Here is a 19,516-nt window from a genome sequence, read left to right as displayed (position 1 = left end):
GTCTCCACCCGCACGGTGCGCACCGACGTGGCGACCCTCAACGAGCTGATTGCCACCCACGGCGCCCATCTGATCCACCAGCGCGGCAGTGGCTACCAGCTCAAGATTTATAATCAGGGACTGTTTGACGAGTTGCTGGCGGCCCAGGAACAGGAGAGCTGCCTGCCGCGCACCAGTCGCGAGCGGGTGCTGCATTTACAGATCCTGCTGCTGACGGCTGAGCAGGGGATCAAGCTGGATGAGCTGGCGGATACCTGGTATCTGAGCCGGGCAGCACTGCAGGGGGACATGGCGGAAGTACGGGAGCGGCTCGCCCATTTCGGGCTACTCATCGACAGCAAACCACGGCTGGGTATGCGCATCCAAGGGAGCGAGACGGCGATCAGGGCCTGCCTCACCCAGCTGCTCTATCAGGAGCTGATCCACAACAACCAGTTGCAGAGCCTGCTGCCTAACCTGTGCCCCAGCAAGACACTGGAAGTCGTGGGCAATCACATCCATGCCCAGCTCGGCCATCACCAACTACGCCTCGCCGACGAGAGCCTGCAGCAGCTCGCCATCTACTGCGCCGTCGCCCTGTTGCGCCAGGCGGCAGGACACGAGTTGCGCCAGTTTGCCAGCGACGACATCACCCAGGCCATGGCCACCGTGGCACGCGACATCTACGCCGAGCTGCCGACCTTGACACCACCGGGAGAGGAGGAGATCACCTGCCTCGCCATCCAGATCCAGGCCCGCCTCACCGCCGACACGCCCAGGCTCAGCCCGGCCATGGCCGCCGAGAGCGAGCAACTGGTCGAGCATCTGCTTGCCTATATCCACCAGCACTACCCCTATGATCTGCGCGGCGATCTGCAGTTGCGCGCGGATCTGCAGACCCATATCAGCGCCATGCTGCTGCGGGTCAAATACCAGATTGGCAGCCACAATCCGCTGGCGGATCACATCAAGCAGTATTATCCCCTCGCCTACGACATCACGCTTGCTGCCATCTCTGAGTGGATCAGGCACACCCCCTACCGGCTGACCCATCACGAGATAGGTTATCTGGTGATCCATATCGGGGTCGGGTTGGAGCGCCACTATGACATCGGTTATACCCGTCGTCCCCAGGCGCTGCTGCTGTGCGACGCCGGCAACGCCACCTTCCGGGTGCTGGAGGCGCGCATCAAGCGAGAATATCCCCAGCTTCAGCTGACGACACTGGAGTCAGTGCGAGATTACGAGGGATTGGCGCGGATCGAGCAGGACTTTGTCATCAGCACGGTCAAGGTGAGCGAGAAGAACGTGCCCGTGGTGCAAGTCGCCCCCTTCCCGACCCAGTATCAGCTGGAGCAGCTCGGCAAGCTGGTACTGATCGACCGCACCCGCCCCTACCTGCTCGACAAATACTTCGATGCCGATCACTTCATGGTGGTGCATGAGCCACTCAGCCAGAGCCAGTTGTTTGCGCGGGTCTGCGATCAGCTGGAGGTAGAAGATCGGGTGGAGAGCGGATTCAGAAGCTCGTTGCACGAGCGGGAACGCATCGTCTCCACCCTGCTGGGGGAAGGCATAGCCCTGCCCCACTCCCTCGGCCTGCTGGCGCGCCGCACCCTGGTCTATACCGTGCTGGCACCACAGGGAATCGACTGGGGCAATGGCGAGACAGCCACCCTCATCTTCGTGCTGGCCATCAGCAAGGCAGACTACGAAGAGGCGATGGCGCTCTACGACCTGTTTCTGGCGCTGATGAACGAAAAAGCCAGCAAGAATTTGCTGGCTTGTCGGGATTTTGCCAGCTTCAAGGGGCTGGCACGCACCGGCTCCTGAAGCGGAGCGGGGAGTGATTCACTCCTCGTTAAAGCCGGAGGTGAAGAGCGCCACCACGGCAGCTAGCGCCTCCACCTCTTCGGGGCCCTCCACCTGCACTTCCACCTGCTTGCCCTGAGCTGAATCCAGCATCAGCAGGCCGATCACACTATCCGCATCGGCCTCTATGCCATCCTCGTTACGCAGTAGCACGTGGGCATCGAAGCCCTGCACCAGCTCGAACAGCATCATGGCTGGTCTGGCATGAATGCCCAGTTTGTTTTTGACCTCCACCGAGGCTGAGACGGTCATCTGATCTCCCTATTGCTCCATCAATAATGCGGCGCACTCTTGTCGAGGGTGCGGTGGCGGATCTGAACGTTCTTGCCAAGCAACCGGAATGCGCTGACCAGCTGTTCGGCGATGAACACGGACCTGTGCTGGCCACCGGTACAACCTATCCCTACAGTCACATAGCTGCGATTGTTGCGCTCCAGATGCGGCAGCCAAGTCGCCAGCATATTCTCAATCTGCAAAATGAATTGCATCACGTCCGGCTGGCTGGAGAGGTAGCGGGCCACAGGCTCATCCTTGCCAGTAAAGGGCTTGAGCTCGGGGATCCAGTGCGGATTGGGCAGAAAGCGGGCATCAAACACGAAGTCGGCGTCCTTGGGGATGCCGTACTTGAAGCCGAACGACTCGAACACCAGCACCAGTTCGTTCTCTTTCTTGCCGAGCACCCGGGTCTTGATGAGCTCGCTCAGGTCGTGAATGCTGAGGTTGGTGGTGTCGATGCGCAGATCAGCGGTCGAGGAGAGCGGTGCCAGCAGGTGGGTCTCTTCCCGGATCGCCTCATCCAGCGACAGCTGTTTACGCGACAGAGGATGCAACCGGCGGCTCTCGCCGTAGCGTTTGAGCAAGGTGGAGTTTTCCGCATCGAAGAAGAAGCTGGAAAATTCGACCCGGCCCTCGTTGCGCACTTGAGCCAACAGGGTTTCCAGCTTGTCCGGACTCACCGGCAGGTTGCGCACGTCTATGCTGACCGCCAACTTGTCATACTGGCTCTCGACCGACACGATCAACTGGGGCAGCAGGTTGACCGGCAGGTTATCCACGCAGTAATAACCGAGATCCTCCAACACACGCAGGGCAACTGTCTTGCCCGAGCCGGAGCGCCCACTTACCACTATTAATTGCATCTTGTTCCCTCACCGCTTGGGGTCATGACGGGGGCCTGCATATCAGGCCGAGGTCATGATCTGATAGAGATCTTCATCGCTGGTTGCCTGGCGCAACTGGCGGCAAACCGCCTTGTCACCCAGTTTGGATGCCATCAGAGAAAGGGTCTTGAGATGCTGCTTGCACTCGCTTTCCGGCACCAGCAGGGCAAAGAGCAGGTCAACCGGTTGATTGTCGATGGAGTCGAAGGGGATAGGCTCTGCGAAGGTCATCAGAATGGCGGTAGGCGGAAACTCATCACCGATCCGGCCGTGGGGAATAGCGATACCGGCACCGATCCCGGTACTGCCCATCTTTTCTCTGGCCAGCAGGCACTCGAATAACGCCTGACGAGAGGTCCCTAGGCGCTCAGCAGCTAATTCACTGATGATCTCAAGGGCGCGTTTCTTGCTGGTACAAGGGACCGCACTTTTGGTGCAGTCCCGACTCAGTATGTGTTCAAGTTGCATAGTTATTTTTTATTTAACTTATCTTTGTGCTTGATGATCTGCCGATCCAGCTTGTCCAGCAGGGTATCAATCGCAGCATACATGTCGGCATGCTGTGAATTGGCGAACACCTCGCCACCGCTGACATGCAGCTTGGCTTCGGCGATCTGGTTCAGTTTTTCTACGCTCAACACCACATGAACATTGTTGATGTGGTCAAAATGACGCTCGAGTTTGGCAAATTTGTTATTCACATAATCACGCAGAGCTTCGGTGATCTCGACATGGTGTCCGGTCAGGTTAATTTGCATAACATCATCCTTTTGTTTTGCCTAAACCAGGCGTTTGCGCTGATTGGATGGCGGGATCAACAAGGATTCACGGTACTTTGCGATCGTGCGTCTCGCCACCATAATACCCTGTTCGGCCAGCAAATCCGCGATCTTGCTATCACTTAGTGGCTTGGCGGGATTCTCTGCCGTCACCAACTTCTTGATCAGCGCACGAATTGCGGTCGATGAGCACTCTCCTCCTCCTTCGGTGTTCACATGACTGGAGAAAAAAAACTTCAGTTCGAAGATGCCACGGGGCGTATGCATGTATTTCTGGGTCGTTACCCGGGAAATGGTCGACTCATGCATCTCCACCGCTTCGGCGATGTCGTTGAGCACCATGGGTTTCATGGCCTCTTCCCCATACTCGAAAAAGCCCTGTTGCTGCTCAACAATACAGCTGGCCACCTTGAGCAGGGTGTCATTGCGACTCTCCAGACTCTTGATAAACCACTTGGCCTCTTGCAGATGGGAGCGGATGAACTGGGTGTCCTGGCTGGTGCGCGCCTGGCGCGCCATCGCGGCATAGGTCTCATTGACCCGGATACGTGGAGCAGAATCGGGATTGAGCTCGACCACCCATTTGGACCCCTTCTTGACCACAGTCACATCCGGGATCACGTACTGGGAGTCGCTCTGTATGATGCCATTGCCCGGTCTGGGCTCCAGCTGCTGAATCAGATCCAGCACCTCCTTGAGGTCGCACTCCTTGAGCTTGGTCTTGCGTGCCAGGGTCCGATAATCACGATTGCCGAGCAAGTCCATGTGCTCGTTGAGCACCTCCTTGGCCTCATTGAGCCAGGGCAGTTCGGGGGCATATTGACCAAGCTGGATCAACAGACATTCTTGCACCGAGCGGGCGGCGATACCGACTGGATCGAAATGCTGCACCCGCTTGAGCACGGCCTCGACCTCGTCGAGTTCCACCTCGACATCCTCGCTGCTCACCGCCGCCTGTATATCTTCGAGGGAGACGGTCAGATAACCGGAATCGTCGATGGCATCTATGATGGCGAGGGCAATGGCGGCATCCAGATCGCTAAACGGCGTGAGCCGCATCTGCCACAGTAGATAGTCCTGAAGGTTCTCGGTGGTTTCACCCTGATAGACGCTGTCTTCACCATCGTGGATGGGGCCTGCGCTCTGGGCTGTGCCGGCCGAGTAGACATCTTCCCAGGTGGTGTCCACCGGCAACTCATCCGGCATCTGATCCTGGGCCATGGCATCGCTGGAGTCGAGCTGACTGGCATCGACTGGCTCTTCCTGGCTGGTCTCCTGCACGTCATTCTCCTCTTGCTCCAGCAAGGGGTTGTTATCGAGCGCTTGCTGAATTTCCTGCTGGAGTTCCAGAGTGGAGAGCTGGAGCAGACGAATCGCTTGTTGTAATTGCGGCGTCATAGTCAGGGACTGACCGAGACGCAACTGTAATGTCGGCTTCATCTACGTCGGGATATCCTTATGTTCAGCGAGACAGTCGTCAAAGGAAATGAAGAGATGCACCCTTACTATAGACTGAATTGATCGCCCAAATAGACGCGTTTGACCTGTTCATCTGCCAGTATCTCGGCCGGAGCACCTTCGGCAATCATCTTGCCGTGACTGACGATATACGCCTTCTCGCATACATCCAGAGTCTCTCTGACGTTGTGGTCGGTGATCAAGACGCCCAGGCCTCTATCTTTCAGATGCTGGATGATCTTCTTGATGTCTATCACAGAAATGGGGTCGACCCCGGCAAACGGCTCATCCAGCAGGATAAAACGCGGCTCGGCCGCCAGCGCTCGGGCGATTTCGACCCGACGACGCTCCCCCCCGGACAGACTCTGACCCAGGTTGTCGCGAATGTGGGTGATATTGAACTCTTCCAGCAGCTGTTCGACATTGTCTTCCCGCTCTTCACGGCTCAGCCCCTTACGGGTCTGCATGACCCCCATCAGGTTGTCGAACACCGACAGGCGGCGGAAGATGGAGGCCTCCTGCGGCAGATAGCCGATGCCGTTACGGGCACGGATATGCATGGGCTGCAGGCTGATATCCTGATCGTCTATGGTGATGAGACCGGCATCGCTCTGCACCAGCCCCACTATCATATAGAAGGAGGTGGTCTTTCCGGCGCCATTCGGACCTAGCAACCCGACGATCTGGCCGGTACCCACTTCCAGGCTCACATCGCTGACCACCATGCGGCGCTTGTAACTTTTTTGCAGGCCGACTGCTTTCAACACTGCCATAGCTTATTTTCCCTGCTTCTTCTGATCGGCTGGCTTGTCGAAATTCTCTACCTGAGCTGGCAGGAACTCAGTCCTGACTTGCTGCTGCCCACCTTTGCTTTCAGCAATCATCTTCTGCTTGTTGATGTCGTAGCGGATCAGCTCACCTTTCACCACGCTATCTTCCTGCTTGAGTTGAGCGTTGCCGGTGATGGTCACCAGCCGGTTCTTCAGCTCGTAGCGAATGCTGTTGCCATGGGCATTGACCGGCTTGCCATTATCCAGGATCTGGAAGAAGGTGGCAGGTTTGCCGTAGGCGGTCATCACCTCGGCCCCTTTCTCGCCGGAACGGGTCACTACCACCTTGTCAGCCTTGATCTGGATGGTGCCCTGATTGATAGTCACATTCTGCTCGAAGGTGATACGGTTGTCCTGCATCTCGGCCACCTGCTTGACGGCATCGACGTAGACTTTCTCGGCAAAGTCGGACTCTTTGGCACTCACGGTGCCGCACAGCAGCAGGGCCGCGAGGGCCAGATTAACGTTTTTCATTGAAATAGATGGCATGGCTCTGATCCAGTAATTCAAAATATTGACGTTCCAGATGACCCTTCAGGCCAACGCCCTCGGTCTGGAAATCCTTACCTACTATGCTGACTTTTTGATTGCTTCTCACGTTCTGGGTCACCAGATCCAGCTCCAGATAGGGGGTATCCAGCGTGGAGATGAAGGAGGTGGGCAGCAGACCGTCCAGATGCACCTTGTCCCGCAGGATCACATTGTCATCTGTGTTGAGTACGCCGGTATCGGCCGTGACTCTCCACTCGGCCTCACCCTGCTTGTCAAACATGTAGACCACCGGCTTGTTGAAGGTGGCCTGTTCGAGGATCTGGTAATACTCCGCATACTCGGACTCCAGCCGCTCGGTGCGCCGCCCATCGGCGTCAAAGCGGGTGGTGACCAGATTCTTGGCGGTGAAGTCCGGCTGATAGTTCTCAACCTCGGTGGGCGGCTCCGGCACCAGCTCGATATCGCCGAGCTGCCAGGCGGCCAGCGCCACCAAAAACAGCAGGGCGAACAGCAGCGTCTGTCTGCTCATACCGAGGCCTCTGGCTGATAGTCACCCAGCTCTTGCGCCTGCAGTATGAGGTCGCACACCTCGCGCACAGCACCCATGCCACCGCCAAGACGGGTCACCATATCGGCACGACTCAGCACCAGTGGATGGGCATCGGCCACAGCGATGCCGAGGCCACAGGCCTGCATCACCGGCAGATCTATGGTGTCATCCCCCATATAGGCGGCCTGTTCCGGCGTCAGTCCCAGCCTGGCCAGCAGTGCTTCGAAGTGGGGCAGCTTCTGATCCGCCCCCTGCACCAGATGCTGCACACCCAGGCTCTTCATCCGATCGCTGACAATGCGGGAGTTGCGCCCCGTGATGATGGCGATCTCGATCCCGGCATTTAGCAGCGCCCGTATGCCCGCACCATCGCGGGTACAGAAGGTCTTCAGCTCTTCGCCATCATTGCCCATGTAGATGAGGCCATTGGAGAGAACACCATCCACATCACACACCAGCAGGCGGATCTGCGCCGCCCTGTCATACTGGCTGCGCGTCACCGGACCATAGAGGGTCGGTACGTTTTGCATCAAATTACTCCGGCTTTCAGCAGGTCGTGCATGTTGAAGGCACCCAGCAGGCGCTTGTCCTCATTCACCACCAGTAATCCGTTGATTTTCCTGGTTTCCATCAGTTTGACAGCTTCTGCCGCCATCATCTCGGGTCCTACGGTAACACAGTTGGTCGTCATCACCTTGGCGATCGGGGTGTGATGGATATCCACTTGCAGATCCAGAATGCGGCGCAGGTCACCATCGGTAAAGAGTCCAGCCAGCTGGCCAGCTGCGTCGACGATCGCCGTCATCCCCAACCCCTTGCGGCTCACTTCCAGCAGCGCTTGGCTGATGGTGGCATCTATCCCCACCTGGGGCAACAGCTCGCCGCGGTGCATCAGATCGCCGACCCGCAGCAGCAGCCGCTTGCCCAGCGACCCGCCCGGGTGAGAAAGGGCGAAGTCATCGGCAGTGAAACCGCGGGCTTCCAGCAGGGCAACCGCCAATGCGTCCCCCATCACCAGCGTGGCCGTGGTGCTGGAGGTGGGCGCCAACCCGAGCGGGCACGCTTCCTTCTCGACCCGCACGCACAGGTGCACGTTCGCTTCCTTAGCCATGGTGGAGGCAGGGTTGCCTGTCATGCAGATCAACTGGATGCCACGGCGCTTGAGCACCGGCAGCAGGGCCAGGATCTCGTCACTCTCGCCCGAGTTGGAAATGGCGATGATAAGATCCCCGCTCGAAATCATCCCCAGATCCCCATGACTGGCTTCGCCAGGGTGAAGGAAGAAGGCGGGGGTACCGGTGCTGGCCAGGGTGGCGGCAATCTTGCTCCCGACATGACCTGACTTGCCCATGCCGGTGACCACTATCTTGCCACTGCAGCGCAGCACCAGATTGCATGCCTGATCGAAGGCATCATTCAGGTACTGATAGAGTCCATCAATCGCTTGTTTTTCAATGTCCAGCACGGTACGGGCGCTGCGACGAAAATCGAACAGTTCAGACACTTTTTCAGACTTTACAGACATAGAAGGCACAGCTCCGGGCCGAAATTTGCTGCGGGATTATAAAAAAGTCTGTCGAGATAAGCGAATCGGATACTTCTCGGTCCAAAAAGAAGCACAATTGGTTACAAAAAACTGTCGCGCTTTTGGGAAGCCAAGCTGTTCAATAGTTGTTCCTTGCTGTTGCTTAGACCTAGACTAGCCCATAAAATTCGCTCTTCATTTACACCGGATGGACAATTGTTTGAACAATGACCTGATCACCATCTCCGACCTGACCTTCAGTCACGGAGATCGGCTGTTATACGACGGGATCAACCTGACCATTCCCCGTGGCAAGGTCACTGCGGTCATGGGCCCCAGCGGCATAGGTAAGACCACCTTGCTGCGGCTGATCGGCGGCCAGCTCAAACCTGAGTCCGGTCATATCCTGTTTGACGGGGAAGATATTCCCACCCTCTCCCGCTCCCGCCTGTACGAGGTGCGCAAGCGGATGAGCATGCTGTTTCAGAGCGGCGCCCTGTTTACCGGCATGACGGTCTACGACAACGTGGCCTTCCCGCTGCGGGAGCACTCCGGCCTGCCGGAGGAGCTGATCCACACCATCGTCATGATGAAGTTGCAGGCAGTCGGTCTGCGTGGCGCAGCGAAACTGATGCCGTCCGAACTCTCCGGCGGCATGGCCCGCCGCGCAGCGCTGGCACGCTCCATCGCGCTGGACCCGGACCTCATCATGTATGACGAGCCGTTCGTCGGCCAGGACCCCATCACAATGGCGGTGCTGGTCAAACTGATAAAGGAACTGAACGATGCCCTTGGCATCACCTCCGTCATCGTCACCCACGACGTGAAAGAGGTGCTGAGCATAGCCGACTACGCCTATATCATCGCCAACCGCAAGGTGGTGGCACACGGCACGCCGGATCAGTTGCGCGAGGAGCACAATCCCGAAGTCGAGCAGTTCCTGCAAGGATTGCCCGACGGTCCTGTTCCGTTCCATTTTCCGGCAGGCGACCTGCTACAGGATCTGTGATGTTGATAAGCCAAGTAAGCAAGCTGGGCCGGGTCGGAGTGCGTGTCATCAGCTCCATCGGCCGCGCGACCATCATGCTGTTTCATGCGTTGGCGGGCAAACCCGAGCCGCGCAAGCACTTCCCCCTGCTGCTTCAGCAGCTGTATGTGGTGGGCGTACAGTCCGTTGCCATCATACTGGTATCAGGTCTCTTCATCGGCATGGTGCTCTCGTTGCAGGGTTACAACGTATTGAAGGACTTCGGCGCCGAGCAGAGCCTGGGCCCGCTGGTTTCCCTCTCACTGTTGCGGGAACTGGGCCCGGTCGTGACGGCACTGCTGTTTGCCGGCCGCGCCGGTTCGGCCCTGACAGCTGAAATTGGCCTGATGAAGGCCACCGAGCAGCTCTCCAGCCTGGAGATGATGGCGGTGGACCCGCTACGCCGGGTGGTGGCTCCCCGTTTCTGGGCCGGGGTCATCAGCATGCCGCTGCTGGCCTTCATGTTCAGCCTGATCGGCATCTTCGGCGGCAAGCTGGTCGGTGTGGATTGGCTGGGGGTTGACGAAGGGGGCTTCTGGTCCGCCATGCAGGCCTCCGTCGACTGGCAGGATGACATCATGCAAGGGGCGATCAAGAGCGTGATCTTCGCACTGGTTGTCACTTGGATTGCGCTCTTTAACGGTTATGATGCCAAGCCGACCTCGGCCGGGATCAGTCAGGCCACAACCCGTACCGTGGTCCACTCCTCCCTGGCCGTGCTCGGCCTGGATTTTATACTCACCGCAGTCATGTTTGGATAAGGTAAAGATGAAGTTCAGCAAAGTAGAATTCCTGGTTGGCGCCTTCATGCTGGCCGGCATCGGTGCCATTCTGGCGTTGGCACTGCAAGTAGCAGGGTTGAGTTTCAAACCGGAAGGAGAAACCTATACCCTGCGCGCCCATTTCGATAATATCGGCGGCCTGAAAGTACGTTCACCCGTAAAGGTCGGTGGCGTCGTCGTCGGTCGGGTCAGCGACATCACTCTGGACACCAAAAACCAGGTGCCTGTCGTCTCCATGCAGATGCAAAAGAGTGCCGGTGAGTTTTCCGAAACCAGCACCCTCTCCATCCTGACCTCGGGGCTGCTTGGGGAACAGTACATTGGCCTGATGCCGGGCTTCACCGACGAGGAGATGGGGACCAGCATGCTCAAGGATGGCGACATGATTGAAGACACCAAATCCGCCATTGTGCTGGAAGAACTGATTGGCAAATTCCTCTACAGCCAGTCTTCCGACACCAAGTAAGGAGTAACCATGTTCAAGAAGATCGCCCTGCTGCTGGGCCTGATGACCAGCATGCTGTTTTCCCTGGTCGCTCACGCCACCAATGCTACCGATCCCTATGCTCTGGTGGACGCAGCCGCCAAGCAGACCTTTGCCCGCTTGAAGGCGGACAAGTCCCTGGTGAAGAGCAATCCGGATCACCTGCGGGTCATCATACGTGAAGAGCTGCTGCCCTACGTGGACAACCGCTTCGCCGCCTACAAGGTGCTCGGCAACCAGATCAAGCAGACCACCCCGGCCCAGCGTGACGCCTTCGTCGAGGTATTCACCGAGTACATGGTGAGCTCATACGCAGATGCGCTCGCCCACTTCGACAAACAGACCATCAAGATCGAGCCGGGCAATACGCCGGGTGACAGCAACATCACCGCAGTCAACGTCAGCGTGAAAGAGGCCGGCAAACCGGACATATTCCTCGAATTCAAGCTACGCAAGAACAACAAGACCGGCGAATGGAAAGCCTTCGACATGGTCGCCGAAGGGATCAGCCTGCTTTCTGCCAAGCAGAACGAGCTGGGCGGCCTCATTCGCCGGAACGGCATAGATGCAGTGATCGCCCAGCTGCGCGCCCACAATGCCAAGCCGCTGGTCATTAAGTCATGAGACTGAGCGGCGAGCTGCAGGCCCCCCAGGTCGTTGAACTGTGGCAACACCGCGCCGACTGGTGGCAGGAAGATCGGCTCGAGCTGGGTGAGGTCACCACTCTGGACTCCGCCGGGCTGGCCCTGCTGGTCAAATGGGCCAAGGCCGCATTGGCACGAGGCGCCACACCGCAACTGGTGGGCGCCTCCACTGATTTTTATACCCTGGCCAACCTGTACGGGGTGGCCGGGCTGTTTCAGTCAACCCCGCTCACAACTGAGGACGCATAATGCAAGTCTCTGAAATTGAAGCGATACTCCTCGAGGCTCTGCCATTGTCCGAAGTCCATGTCAAAGGGGACGGTAGTCACTACCAAGTGATCGCCGTCGGTGACATGTTTGACGGTATGAGCCGGGTCAAGAAGCAACAGGCCATCTATGCCCCGCTGATGGACAAGATCGCCAGCAATGCCATTCACGCACTCTCTATCAAGGCCTTTACCGATGCCGAGTGGAAGCGCGAACGTAAATTCCTATTGCCCTCCTGATTTGGTATCTAAGTAAATGGACAAATTTAAAATTGATGGTCGTTGTACTCTCAACGGCGAAGTGACCATCTCTGGCGCCAAAAACGCCGCCCTGCCTATCCTGTTCGCCACTCTGCTGTGTGATGAGGAGATCCACCTTTCCAACGTGCCGCGCCTCAAAGATGTGGGTACTACCATCAAGCTGCTGGAGATGCTGGGCGCCACCACCAAGGTCAACGGTAACGTGACCGTGCTGACCGGTGCAGTGAACAACCACGTCGCCCCCTACGATCTGGTGAAGACAATGCGCGCCTCGATCCTGGCGCTGGGCCCGCTGGCCGCCCGTTTCGGTGCCGCCGACGTCTCCCTACCCGGCGGTTGCGCCATCGGTGCCCGTCCGGTCAACCTGCACGTCCACGGTCTGGAGCTGATGGGTGCCAAGATCACCATCGAAGATGGCTACATCAAGGCCCGTGTCGATGGTCGCCTCAAGGGTGCTCACATCCTGATGGACATGGTCTCCGTCACCGGTACCGAGAACCTGATGATGGCAGCCACCCTGGCTGACGGTCGCACCGTGATCGAAAACGCCGCCCGTGAGCCGGAAGTGGTCGATCTGGCCAACTTCCTCATCACCCTGGGCGCCAAAATCCAGGGCGCAGGCACTGACACCCTGACCATCGATGGCGTCGAGCGCCTGCACGGTGGCGACTACAGCGTGCAGCCTGACCGCATCGAAACCGGTACCTTCCTGGTGGGCGCAGCGGTTACCGGCGGCAAGATCACCTGCCGCAAGACAGATCCCTCCCTGCTGGAAGCCGTGCTGGTCAAGCTGGAAGAAGCGGGTGCACTGATCGAGAAGGGTGCTGACTGGATCAGCCTCGACATGACGGGTCGTACCCTCAAGCCTGTCACCATCAAGACAGCCCCCTATCCGGCCTTCCCGACCGACATGCAGGCACAGTTCACCGTGCTGAACGCCGTCGCCAAGGGTACCGGCATGGTCACAGAGACCATCTTCGAGAATCGCTTCATGCACGTACCGGAACTAGTACGAATGGGCGCAGACATCGAACTGCAGGGCAATGTAGCCATCTGCCGTGACACCGAGCAACTCAAGGGTGCCCAGGTGATGGCGACCGACCTGCGCGCCTCCGCCAGTCTGGTACTGGCCGGCTTCGTGGCCGAAGGCTCCACCATAGTCGACCGTATCTATCACATCGACCGTGGCTACGAAGACATAGAGCACAAGCTGCAGGCCCTGGGTGGCCGCATCGAACGCATCAAGGGCTGATAGCGCCCTGATCGCAGGCTGATAAAAAGGCCCCCTCGCGTTGGCGAGGGGGCCTTTTTCATTGCATCAGTTCAGAGCGAACCAAGAGGGGATCAATGGCCCGCCAGCTTCATGTTTTCGACCAGCACGGAGCCGGTCTTGAGGCTGGAGCGCTCATCCTCGTCACTGCCCACCGCCACTATATGGCTGAACATCTCGGTCAGATTGCCGGCTATGGTGATCTCCTCAACCGGGTAGGCAATCTCGCCATTCTCGACCCAGAAGCCGGCGGCGCCACGGGAGTAGTCGCCATTGACGATATTGACCCCCTGCCCCATCAGCTCGGTCACCAGCAGGCCAGTGCCCAACTCCTTGAGCATCTCCTGGAAATTCTGACCCGTGCTGGAGACCTGCCAGTTGTGGATACCACCGGCATGGCCCGTGGTGGTCAGTCCCAGCTTGCGGGCCGAGTAGGAGGTGAGCAGCCAGCTCATCAGCTCGCCGTTGCGTACTATGTCCATGTCGCGGGTGCGGACCCCTTCCCCATCGAACGGCGTACTGGCCAGCCCGCCCAGCAGGTGGGGGAACTCCTGAATAGTGAGCCACTCGGGCAGGATCTGCTTGCCCAGCTTGTCCAGCAGGAAGCTCGACTTGCGATAGAGGTTGCCACCGCTGATGGCCATCACCAGATGGCCCCACAGGCCGGCAGCCGTGTCGGGGTGAAACAGCACGGGAGCATGACGGGTGGAGATCTTGCGAGCGCCGAGGCGGGAGACGGTGCGTTCCACCGCCTCGTCAGCGATACGCTGCGGGCTCCAGAGCCCGTCGAGAGTACGGCTGGAGGAGTAGCCGTAATCCCGCTGCATGTCGCCATCCTGCTCGCCGATCAGCACACAGCTCAGGGAGTTGCGTGACGCCGCATAGCCTTTGACGAAGCCGTGGCTGTTGCCATAGACCTTGATGCCGAGGTGGCTGGAAAAACCGGCCCCGTCGGAATGCTTGATGCGGGCATCACGACCGAGCGCCAGTCGCTCACACTCGATGGCCAGCTCGATGCCGCGCTGTGGATCCAGCTCTATGGGGTGGCACAGTTGCAGATCGGGGGCATCCCAGGCCAGCAGGCCAGCATCAGCCAGGCCGGCACAGTCATCGGGCGAGGTGTGGCGGGCTATCTCCATGGCGGCTTCGACGGCGGCGCGGATGGCGGGCTTACCCAGATCGGTTGTCGAGGAAGATCCCTTGCAGCCATCTCGATAGACAGCAATGCCAAGGGCACCATCCTTGTTGAATTCGATACTTTCCAGTTCACAACCGCGGGTGTTCACCGACAACCCGGTCTGCTTGCTGATGGAGACTTCGGCCAGCGAGGCCCCCAGTCCCTTGGCTATCTCCAGTGCCTCGGCAACGACGGCCTCGAGATCGGCTTGATCCTGGCGAATTTGGTCTTGCTGATCCATAACTCACATCTGTATGAAGGAAGGAAAGGGGGCTAAGCATATCAGACCCCTGCGCCCAGCGGGAGAAGCTGGTAACATATCCACCAACGTGAATGACAGGAATCAAGAGACCGATGAGTCAATATCAAGACGACAACGAGTTGGAAGACTGGGGCCCCAGCAAGACCCAGCTCAAGCGCGATGCGGAAGCGCTGCAGAAACTGGGCGCGGAGATAGTCGCCCTGAGCCACAGCGAGCTGGAAAAAATCCCTTTGGATGAAGAGCTTGCAGATGCCGTCGAGCTGGGCCGCAAACTCAAGCCCAAGAAAGATGAGTCCTTCCGTCGCCATTTACAGTTCATCGGCCGTCTGATGCGCAGCCGTGATATCGAACCGATCGAAGAAGCGCTCTCCATCATCAAGAACCGCCACTCCACCGTGAATGCCCGCCTGCATCGTCTGGAGCAGTGGCGTGAGCGCCTGATCAGCGAGGGTGACAGCGCCTTGAACGAGCTGATGTCCCAGTTTCATGAGCTGGACCGCCAGAAGCTGCGTCAGCTGATCCGTTCCGCCAACAAGGAACGGGAACTGAACAAACCGCCCGTCGCCTATCGCGAAATGTACCAGTACCTGCGCGGTGAAATCGAAAACCTGCTGTAAGTGATGGCTCACGCCGCATGGAGAGCAACAATCGACACAGCATAAAACGGGGCCACATTGGCCCCGTTTCTTATACTACTTTGCGCGCTAGTTGCTCGCGATGCACTGGGTATGGGTACCGGGGTGCAGATAAGGCATCAGCAGTGGCGCCATCCCCTTGAGCACCTGTACCGGCAGGGCAGAGGTGAAGCGGAACTTATCAGACTGGCTGCCCGGCACATAGGCGGTCAGCGTACCGAAGTGATCCTCCCCCAGAAAGAAGACAAAGGTCGCGGTGCGGTTGCGTGCCAGCGAGCTGGTCACGTTGCCATAACGACCGACCGTTTCGATCCTGTTGTCACCCGTGCCCGTCTTGCCTCCCATCGGCAGGACTGTACCATCCGGCAGGGCAAAGGCTCCGGCGATGCGTCTTGCCGTTCCCCCTTCCACTACCTGCGACAGCGCATTGCGCAACGCGGTCGCGACCTCGGCCGGCAGCACCCGGGTGCCTTCGGTATGAAGTGGTTCAAACGCTGTCTCGAACGGCGTTCCCTTGGCGAACGAGAGGTGCTCGATACGCAGGGTCGGCGCACGAATACCCCCGTTCTGGATGATCCCCATCAGCTCGGCCAGTGCTGCGGGTCTGTCACCAGAGCTACCCAGGGCAGTCGCCAGCGAGGGGACCAGGTGATCAAACGGGTAGCCCACTCTGGCCCAGCGTTGGTGAATGTCGAGGAAGGCCTCGACCTCCAGCATGGTGCGGATACGGCTGTCCCTGGCACTGCGGTGACGGGTCTTGAACAACCAGCTGTATACCTCTTGGCGCTCGTCACGGCTGGCTTCGACCGCATCGGCAAAGGTCGCCTTGTCGAACTCCTTGAGGTAGGAGAGCAGCCACAGCTCCAGCGGGTGAACACGGGCTATGTAGCCTTGATCCGGCAGCGAATACTTGCCGGGACCATAGCTGGTATAGAGCTGCTCTATCCGCCGGTCGCTCAGCTTGTCACGCGGCAGGCGCTTGGCCAGGAAGGCAGCAAAAGCCGCTTCATCAGCTTCCGGCATCAGGTAGCGGTGAACCGCAGCCAGACGCACCGCGCTCGGCTTGAGACCATCCAGGAAGGTATCCAGCTGCTCCTCGGGGGTCTTGCCACGATACTTACGCCAGAAGCGCAGCAAATAGGTTTGGCCTTCTTTATCGGCGAACTTGGCCAGATACTCGGTACGGCGCGGATCCTTGTCATCCTTGAGCAGCTGGGCACGGTTGCCCTCCCGATAGAGGCTGTAGCGCACGATATCGCGCATCAGCCGCACAAACGGCAGGTTGATGGACTCGCGCAGTGCATCACGGATCGCGGGAATGCGACCATTATCCTCACGACGGAAGTTGTTGAAGGTATGCATGCCACCTCCGGTGAAGAAACCTTCGTTCGGACTAGCGGAATACTTGCGATCCAGCGCAGCCTCCAGCATAGGTGGCAGGCTCTTGTCCTTGGCAGTCATCAGATAGGAGACAGCCCAGCGACTGATGTTGTCCTGATTTGATACCTCGATCTTGCGCAGGCTCTCCGCCGACATGTCCGCATAGCGATCGTGCAACTCGGACACTATCTCCAGATAGGTGGTCAGTACCCGCAACTTGGCGGTAGATCCCAGCTCCAGCTTGCTGCCCTCGTTGATATCGAACGGCTGATCTGTGTTGTCAGTCTGCACCCGTACCTTGAAGCCTTCCGGCGACCTCTCGAACAGGGTGAAGCTGTAACGCACGTCCCCCGTCTTCTCCGGCGAGAGCAGGCGCTCACCAAACAGACCGACCTGGGCAGCGATAGCGGGGTCTGCCAGCTGTTGCAGGTAGCGAGAAATCTCGTTTTGCAGCGGCATGTTAAGGCTGGTGTCTGCGGTCAGATCCATCCGGTCCAGATCATACAACTGCACCCCGAGCTGACGGCTCAGGCGAGTGCGCGCGACCTGCAGACCCTTGTTGTTGTTGACCTTGGTCATCGCGGGGGACTGCAGAAAGTCGCGGAAACCGATCTTGGCCTTGAGAGCAGCCTCCATCAATGGCGGCGTGATCATCCCCTCCTGCACAAACAGGCGCAGATAGCTGTCGGTCAGGGTCGCCAGTGCATCACGTCCCTGTGCCAGATAGTAGGAGGGGCGACGGTGAGCAATCATCAGCGAGACCACCTGACGCAAGGCAAGCCCTTGCTCTGCAAGTGGCGCATCCTGGTTGCGGGCCGGATCCAGCAGACGATTGACCTCGTCCACATTGGCACCAAACCAGACCCAGAGGCCATCACCCAAGCCATGCACCTCGCCATAGCCGGGGGCGGCGGAGAGCGGTACCGAGTTGAGGTAGGCCCAGGCTACCAGCTTGCGAGCCTCCAGCGTCTTGGGACCCAGGCGATAGGCACGCACGCTGGCCGAGGCCATCTGGCGGATCTTCTCGGTGGGAGACAGCGTCAGACCGTCCGGTGAGTGGCGATACTTCTCGACCTGAGTGGCCAAGGTGCTGCCGCCAGCGGACTGATCCTGCATATCCAGCGCCTTGCCGACCTGGGACATGGCCGCCTTGGCAAAACGGGGCCAATCTACCGCAGGGTTCGCCAGCGGTTGCTCGTTGCTCAACAGATCACGGTTCTCAATGAACAGCAGCGACTGTATGACCAGCGGTGGGATGGAAGCAAAATCCGGATAATAGTGGGTCGGATATTTGAACTGATAGAAGGGCTCGGCCCGGCAGTCATGCAGCGTCAGTCCGGCCTGAACCTTCTCTGTATAGGGAACGAAGAAGCCACGACTGGCGTAGTCATAAAGTGCATCGGAAAAATGCACCTGCTCGCTGACCTGATAACCCCGTTGCAGCAAGCGCTCTTGCATCATGGGTAGCAGCACGTAACCGAGCCGCTTGTCGAAGGGGCCATCGTCGGGGAAGGCTATCTGTTTGCTGGGACCCGGCTCGACCTGATAGGTCAGCTTGGCAGCATAGCGAGAGATCTCCTGCGACTGCAGCCTGGACGTCTGCATCTCATAGCCAACCAGGGCGATCACAGCAGCCAGGCACAGCAAAAAGAGAAAACAGAACAACCAGCGCCACCAGGGACGACGTTTGCGCTTGTACTTGCCGTCCGCGCGTGGGACGGATGAATCCTGAGATGCCACGTTGTTCAAATCCGTCTGTTCTGATGCGCCCATATCAGCCCCACCATGGTTGCGCAATTTATTGTGTTTCACTCAAGCTTAGTCTTTTTAAGTCAATGGTTTGAAAACTATTGACCGCTTTATAGTGATGGTAACAGGGCGATTATAAAAAGGGGAGCCGATTGTTGTGGTGCGCGAAAAGATCCGAGCTGATGGCGGAAAACAAAACACCGGCCAAAAGCCGGTGTTTTCAGGTAGCAGCGAGGCTGGTCTATTTACTGGAGCTCATGGCCTTGAGCTTGGAGCTCAGATCTTTACGCTCTTTGGACAGCTCGGCATTCTTGATGATGTGATCGTCGACACGCTCTTCATAGTCGATACGCATGTTGGCGATGATGGCCTGAACCTCATCTATGCTCATACCCGGCTTAATATAGTCGCTCAGGTTGTCAAGCAACAGTACCCGCTTCTGGTTATCACGGATCTTCTTCTCGTTGTCGGCTATCTCGCGCTTGAGTTTATTCTGGCGACGGGACATACGCACATATTCCAATACATCGCTGAAGGTGGACTTGTTTACTGGTTCCATATCGATACCACTGACTAAAGGTTGATAAAAGCAGGCAAGTTAGGCTCGTACCAGAGAGAAAAGAAAGAGAGGGTACAGGCCAACTCAAGATGCCCTTTACTCTACCGAGTTATGAAGCAGATACAACTCTAATTGCAGGCTTGCCGCCGGGTTTCGGTGAAAGAGGGTCAAATGGGGAGCAAAATGAACAAACCAGCATGAGATAGCAATTATTACGTCAGCAAGCACGGGATCGAACCCACCTTGCGGTTTGAACTGAGGCGATATGAAACAATTAGTTATAGGGCGATAAGCAGCAAAATGGCTCTTGGTATGCCAATATCAGCCAATAAAAAAGCCCGCTCATCTGAGCGGGCTTTCAATGTTGGGTGCCTG

The 19,516-nt window shown here is 58.1% G+C and carries 22 protein-coding genes; 9 read left to right on the top strand and 13 right to left on the bottom strand.

Annotated elements, in window-relative coordinates; genetic code table 11:
* Nucleotides 1-1,812, top strand: a 1,812-nt coding sequence (locus AAC083_RS14920; RefSeq protein ID WP_108537012.1) for a BglG family transcription antiterminator, incomplete at its 5' end; no start/stop codon positions are given.
* Nucleotides 1,813-1,830: 18 nt separating this feature from the next.
* Here AAC083_RS14920 and npr read toward each other — a convergent pair.
* From npr to AAC083_RS14870, 10 genes are all read right to left on the bottom strand, one after another.
* Nucleotides 1,831-2,103 (bottom strand): PTS phosphocarrier protein NPr, encoded by a 273-nt coding sequence (gene npr / locus AAC083_RS14915; RefSeq protein ID WP_005331359.1) that lies wholly within the window; start codon nucleotides 2,101-2,103, stop codon nucleotides 1,831-1,833.
* Nucleotides 2,104-2,123: 20 nt separating this feature from the next.
* A complete protein-coding gene (rapZ, locus tag AAC083_RS14910) occupies nucleotides 2,124-2,990 on the bottom strand; it encodes an RNase adapter RapZ (RefSeq protein WP_042039092.1) in 867 nt (288 codons plus the stop codon).
* Nucleotides 2,991-3,032: 42 nt separating this feature from the next.
* Nucleotides 3,033-3,479, bottom strand: a complete 447-nt coding sequence (gene ptsN / locus AAC083_RS14905) for a PTS IIA-like nitrogen regulatory protein PtsN (protein WP_042039095.1) — start codon at nucleotides 3,477-3,479, stop codon at nucleotides 3,033-3,035.
* A gap of 2 nt (nucleotides 3,480-3,481) precedes the next feature.
* Nucleotides 3,482-3,769 carry a ribosome hibernation promoting factor gene (gene hpf, locus AAC083_RS14900; protein ID WP_042039097.1) on the bottom strand — a complete coding sequence of 96 codons (288 nt, stop codon included), beginning with the start codon at nucleotides 3,767-3,769 and terminating at the stop codon, nucleotides 3,482-3,484.
* Nucleotides 3,770-3,790: 21 nt separating this feature from the next.
* Nucleotides 3,791-5,230, bottom strand: a complete 1,440-nt coding sequence (locus AAC083_RS14895; protein ID WP_108537011.1) for an RNA polymerase factor sigma-54 — start codon at nucleotides 5,228-5,230, stop codon at nucleotides 3,791-3,793.
* A gap of 65 nt (nucleotides 5,231-5,295) precedes the next feature.
* Nucleotides 5,296-6,021, bottom strand: a complete 726-nt coding sequence (lptB, locus tag AAC083_RS14890; protein ID WP_042039100.1) for an LPS export ABC transporter ATP-binding protein — start codon at nucleotides 6,019-6,021, stop codon at nucleotides 5,296-5,298.
* Between the two features lie 3 nt (nucleotides 6,022-6,024).
* A complete protein-coding gene (gene lptA / locus AAC083_RS14885) occupies nucleotides 6,025-6,552 on the bottom strand; it encodes a lipopolysaccharide transport periplasmic protein LptA (protein ID WP_042039101.1) in 528 nt (175 codons plus the stop codon).
* A complete protein-coding gene (lptC, locus tag AAC083_RS14880; protein WP_108537009.1) occupies nucleotides 6,539-7,099 on the bottom strand; it encodes an LPS export ABC transporter periplasmic protein LptC in 561 nt (186 codons plus the stop codon). Before lptC ends, lptA begins: the two co-directional genes overlap by 14 nt.
* Nucleotides 7,096-7,650, bottom strand: a complete 555-nt coding sequence (gene kdsC, locus AAC083_RS14875; protein ID WP_108537008.1) for a 3-deoxy-manno-octulosonate-8-phosphatase KdsC — start codon at nucleotides 7,648-7,650, stop codon at nucleotides 7,096-7,098. Before kdsC ends, lptC begins: the two co-directional genes overlap by 4 nt.
* Nucleotides 7,650-8,645 carry a KpsF/GutQ family sugar-phosphate isomerase gene (locus AAC083_RS14870; protein WP_108537007.1) on the bottom strand — a complete coding sequence of 332 codons (996 nt, stop codon included), beginning with the start codon at nucleotides 8,643-8,645 and terminating at the stop codon, nucleotides 7,650-7,652. The genes kdsC and AAC083_RS14870 overlap by 1 nt, the downstream gene beginning before the upstream one ends.
* 208 nt (nucleotides 8,646-8,853) lie before the next feature.
* Here AAC083_RS14870 and mlaF point away from each other — a divergent pair, with 208 nt between their 5' ends.
* From mlaF to murA, 7 genes are read left to right on the top strand one after another with little or no spacing between them, the layout of a single operon-like run.
* The gene (gene mlaF, locus AAC083_RS14865; protein WP_042039109.1) at nucleotides 8,854-9,654 is read left to right on the top strand and encodes a phospholipid ABC transporter ATP-binding protein MlaF; all 801 of its coding nucleotides are present in this window, start codon (nucleotides 8,854-8,856) and stop codon (nucleotides 9,652-9,654) included.
* Nucleotides 9,654-10,433, top strand: a complete 780-nt coding sequence (gene mlaE / locus AAC083_RS14860) for a lipid asymmetry maintenance ABC transporter permease subunit MlaE (protein ID WP_042039111.1) — start codon at nucleotides 9,654-9,656, stop codon at nucleotides 10,431-10,433. Before mlaF ends, mlaE begins: the two co-directional genes overlap by 1 nt.
* Before the next feature lie 7 nt (nucleotides 10,434-10,440).
* Entirely contained in the window at nucleotides 10,441-10,920 is a 480-nt protein-coding gene (gene mlaD / locus AAC083_RS14855) for an outer membrane lipid asymmetry maintenance protein MlaD (protein ID WP_042039113.1), read from the top strand.
* 9 nt (nucleotides 10,921-10,929) lie between these two features.
* Nucleotides 10,930-11,562, top strand: a complete 633-nt coding sequence (mlaC, locus tag AAC083_RS14850; protein ID WP_108537006.1) for a phospholipid-binding protein MlaC — start codon at nucleotides 10,930-10,932, stop codon at nucleotides 11,560-11,562.
* Complete coding sequence (locus tag AAC083_RS14845) at nucleotides 11,559-11,831, top strand: STAS domain-containing protein (protein ID WP_108537005.1); 273 nt, start codon at nucleotides 11,559-11,561, stop codon at nucleotides 11,829-11,831. The genes mlaC and AAC083_RS14845 overlap by 4 nt, the downstream gene beginning before the upstream one ends.
* On the top strand, nucleotides 11,831-12,088 hold the full coding sequence (ibaG, locus tag AAC083_RS14840; protein ID WP_005306001.1) for a BolA family iron metabolism protein IbaG: 258 nt from the start codon (nucleotides 11,831-11,833) through the stop codon (nucleotides 12,086-12,088). Before AAC083_RS14845 ends, ibaG begins: the two co-directional genes overlap by 1 nt.
* A 16-nt stretch (nucleotides 12,089-12,104) precedes the next feature.
* Complete coding sequence (murA, locus tag AAC083_RS14835; protein ID WP_108537004.1) at nucleotides 12,105-13,361, top strand: UDP-N-acetylglucosamine 1-carboxyvinyltransferase; 1,257 nt, start codon at nucleotides 12,105-12,107, stop codon at nucleotides 13,359-13,361.
* 92 nt (nucleotides 13,362-13,453) lie between these two features.
* Here murA and pmbA read toward each other — a convergent pair whose 3' ends face one another.
* Nucleotides 13,454-14,797: a metalloprotease PmbA gene (gene pmbA, locus AAC083_RS14830; protein ID WP_108537003.1), complete on the bottom strand. Its 1,344-nt coding sequence runs from the start codon at nucleotides 14,795-14,797 to the stop codon at nucleotides 13,454-13,456.
* 113 nt (nucleotides 14,798-14,910) lie between these two features.
* On the opposite strand from pmbA, the gene yjgA reads away from it, so the two are divergent.
* Nucleotides 14,911-15,435, top strand: coding sequence for a ribosome biogenesis factor YjgA (gene yjgA / locus AAC083_RS14825; RefSeq protein WP_042039120.1), 525 nt, complete (start codon nucleotides 14,911-14,913; stop codon nucleotides 15,433-15,435).
* Nucleotides 15,436-15,522: 87 nt separating this feature from the next.
* On the opposite strand, the gene AAC083_RS14820 is transcribed toward yjgA, so the two are convergent.
* Nucleotides 15,523-18,606 (bottom strand): transglycosylase domain-containing protein, encoded by a 3,084-nt coding sequence (locus AAC083_RS14820; protein WP_108537001.1) that lies wholly within the window; start codon nucleotides 18,604-18,606, stop codon nucleotides 15,523-15,525.
* A 217-nt stretch (nucleotides 18,607-18,823) separates the two neighbouring features.
* Nucleotides 18,824-19,141 carry a PTS system regulator TmaR gene (gene tmaR, locus AAC083_RS14815; RefSeq protein ID WP_042039123.1) on the bottom strand — a complete coding sequence of 106 codons (318 nt, stop codon included), beginning with the start codon at nucleotides 19,139-19,141 and terminating at the stop codon, nucleotides 18,824-18,826.
* Nucleotides 19,142-19,516 lie beyond the last annotated feature (375 nt).

Origin of the sequence: Aeromonas sp. HMWF014, from assembly GCF_963878295.1 — a bacterium.
In the GTDB taxonomy this organism is placed as follows: Bacteria; Pseudomonadota; Gammaproteobacteria; order Enterobacterales; family Aeromonadaceae; genus Aeromonas; species Aeromonas popoffii.
This window is presented reverse-complemented; position numbering and strand designations above follow the sequence as displayed.

Coding starts and splice junctions, on each gene's coding strand:
- mlaD (WP_042039113.1), top strand. CDS start 10,441: ATGAAGTTCAGCAAAGTAGAATTCCTGGTTGGCGCCTTCATGCTGGCC.
- hpf (WP_042039097.1), bottom strand. CDS start 3,769: ATGCAAATTAACCTGACCGGACACCATGTCGAGATCACCGAAGCTCTG.
- kdsC (WP_108537008.1), bottom strand. CDS start 7,650: ATGCAAAACGTACCGACCCTCTATGGTCCGGTGACGCGCAGCCAGTAT.
- mlaC (WP_108537006.1), top strand. CDS start 10,930: ATGTTCAAGAAGATCGCCCTGCTGCTGGGCCTGATGACCAGCATGCTG.
- npr (WP_005331359.1), bottom strand. CDS start 2,103: ATGACCGTCTCAGCCTCGGTGGAGGTCAAAAACAAACTGGGCATTCAT.
- lptA (WP_042039101.1), bottom strand. CDS start 6,552: ATGAAAAACGTTAATCTGGCCCTCGCGGCCCTGCTGCTGTGCGGCACC.
- ptsN (WP_042039095.1), bottom strand. CDS start 3,479: ATGCAACTTGAACACATACTGAGTCGGGACTGCACCAAAAGTGCGGTC.
- tmaR (WP_042039123.1), bottom strand. CDS start 19,141: ATGGAACCAGTAAACAAGTCCACCTTCAGCGATGTATTGGAATATGTG.
- AAC083_RS14845 (WP_108537005.1), top strand. CDS start 11,559: ATGAGACTGAGCGGCGAGCTGCAGGCCCCCCAGGTCGTTGAACTGTGG.
- rapZ (WP_042039092.1), bottom strand. CDS start 2,990: ATGCAATTAATAGTGGTAAGTGGGCGCTCCGGCTCGGGCAAGACAGTT.
- mlaE (WP_042039111.1), top strand. CDS start 9,654: ATGTTGATAAGCCAAGTAAGCAAGCTGGGCCGGGTCGGAGTGCGTGTC.
- lptB (WP_042039100.1), bottom strand. CDS start 6,021: ATGGCAGTGTTGAAAGCAGTCGGCCTGCAAAAAAGTTACAAGCGCCGC.
- ibaG (WP_005306001.1), top strand. CDS start 11,831: ATGCAAGTCTCTGAAATTGAAGCGATACTCCTCGAGGCTCTGCCATTG.
- yjgA (WP_042039120.1), top strand. CDS start 14,911: ATGAGTCAATATCAAGACGACAACGAGTTGGAAGACTGGGGCCCCAGC.
- AAC083_RS14870 (WP_108537007.1), bottom strand. CDS start 8,645: ATGTCTGTAAAGTCTGAAAAAGTGTCTGAACTGTTCGATTTTCGTCGC.
- mlaF (WP_042039109.1), top strand. CDS start 8,854: ATGGACAATTGTTTGAACAATGACCTGATCACCATCTCCGACCTGACC.
- AAC083_RS14820 (WP_108537001.1), bottom strand. CDS start 18,606: ATGGGCGCATCAGAACAGACGGATTTGAACAACGTGGCATCTCAGGAT.
- pmbA (WP_108537003.1), bottom strand. CDS start 14,797: ATGGATCAGCAAGACCAAATTCGCCAGGATCAAGCCGATCTCGAGGCC.
- murA (WP_108537004.1), top strand. CDS start 12,105: ATGGACAAATTTAAAATTGATGGTCGTTGTACTCTCAACGGCGAAGTG.
- lptC (WP_108537009.1), bottom strand. CDS start 7,099: ATGAGCAGACAGACGCTGCTGTTCGCCCTGCTGTTTTTGGTGGCGCTG.
- AAC083_RS14895 (WP_108537011.1), bottom strand. CDS start 5,230: ATGAAGCCGACATTACAGTTGCGTCTCGGTCAGTCCCTGACTATGACG.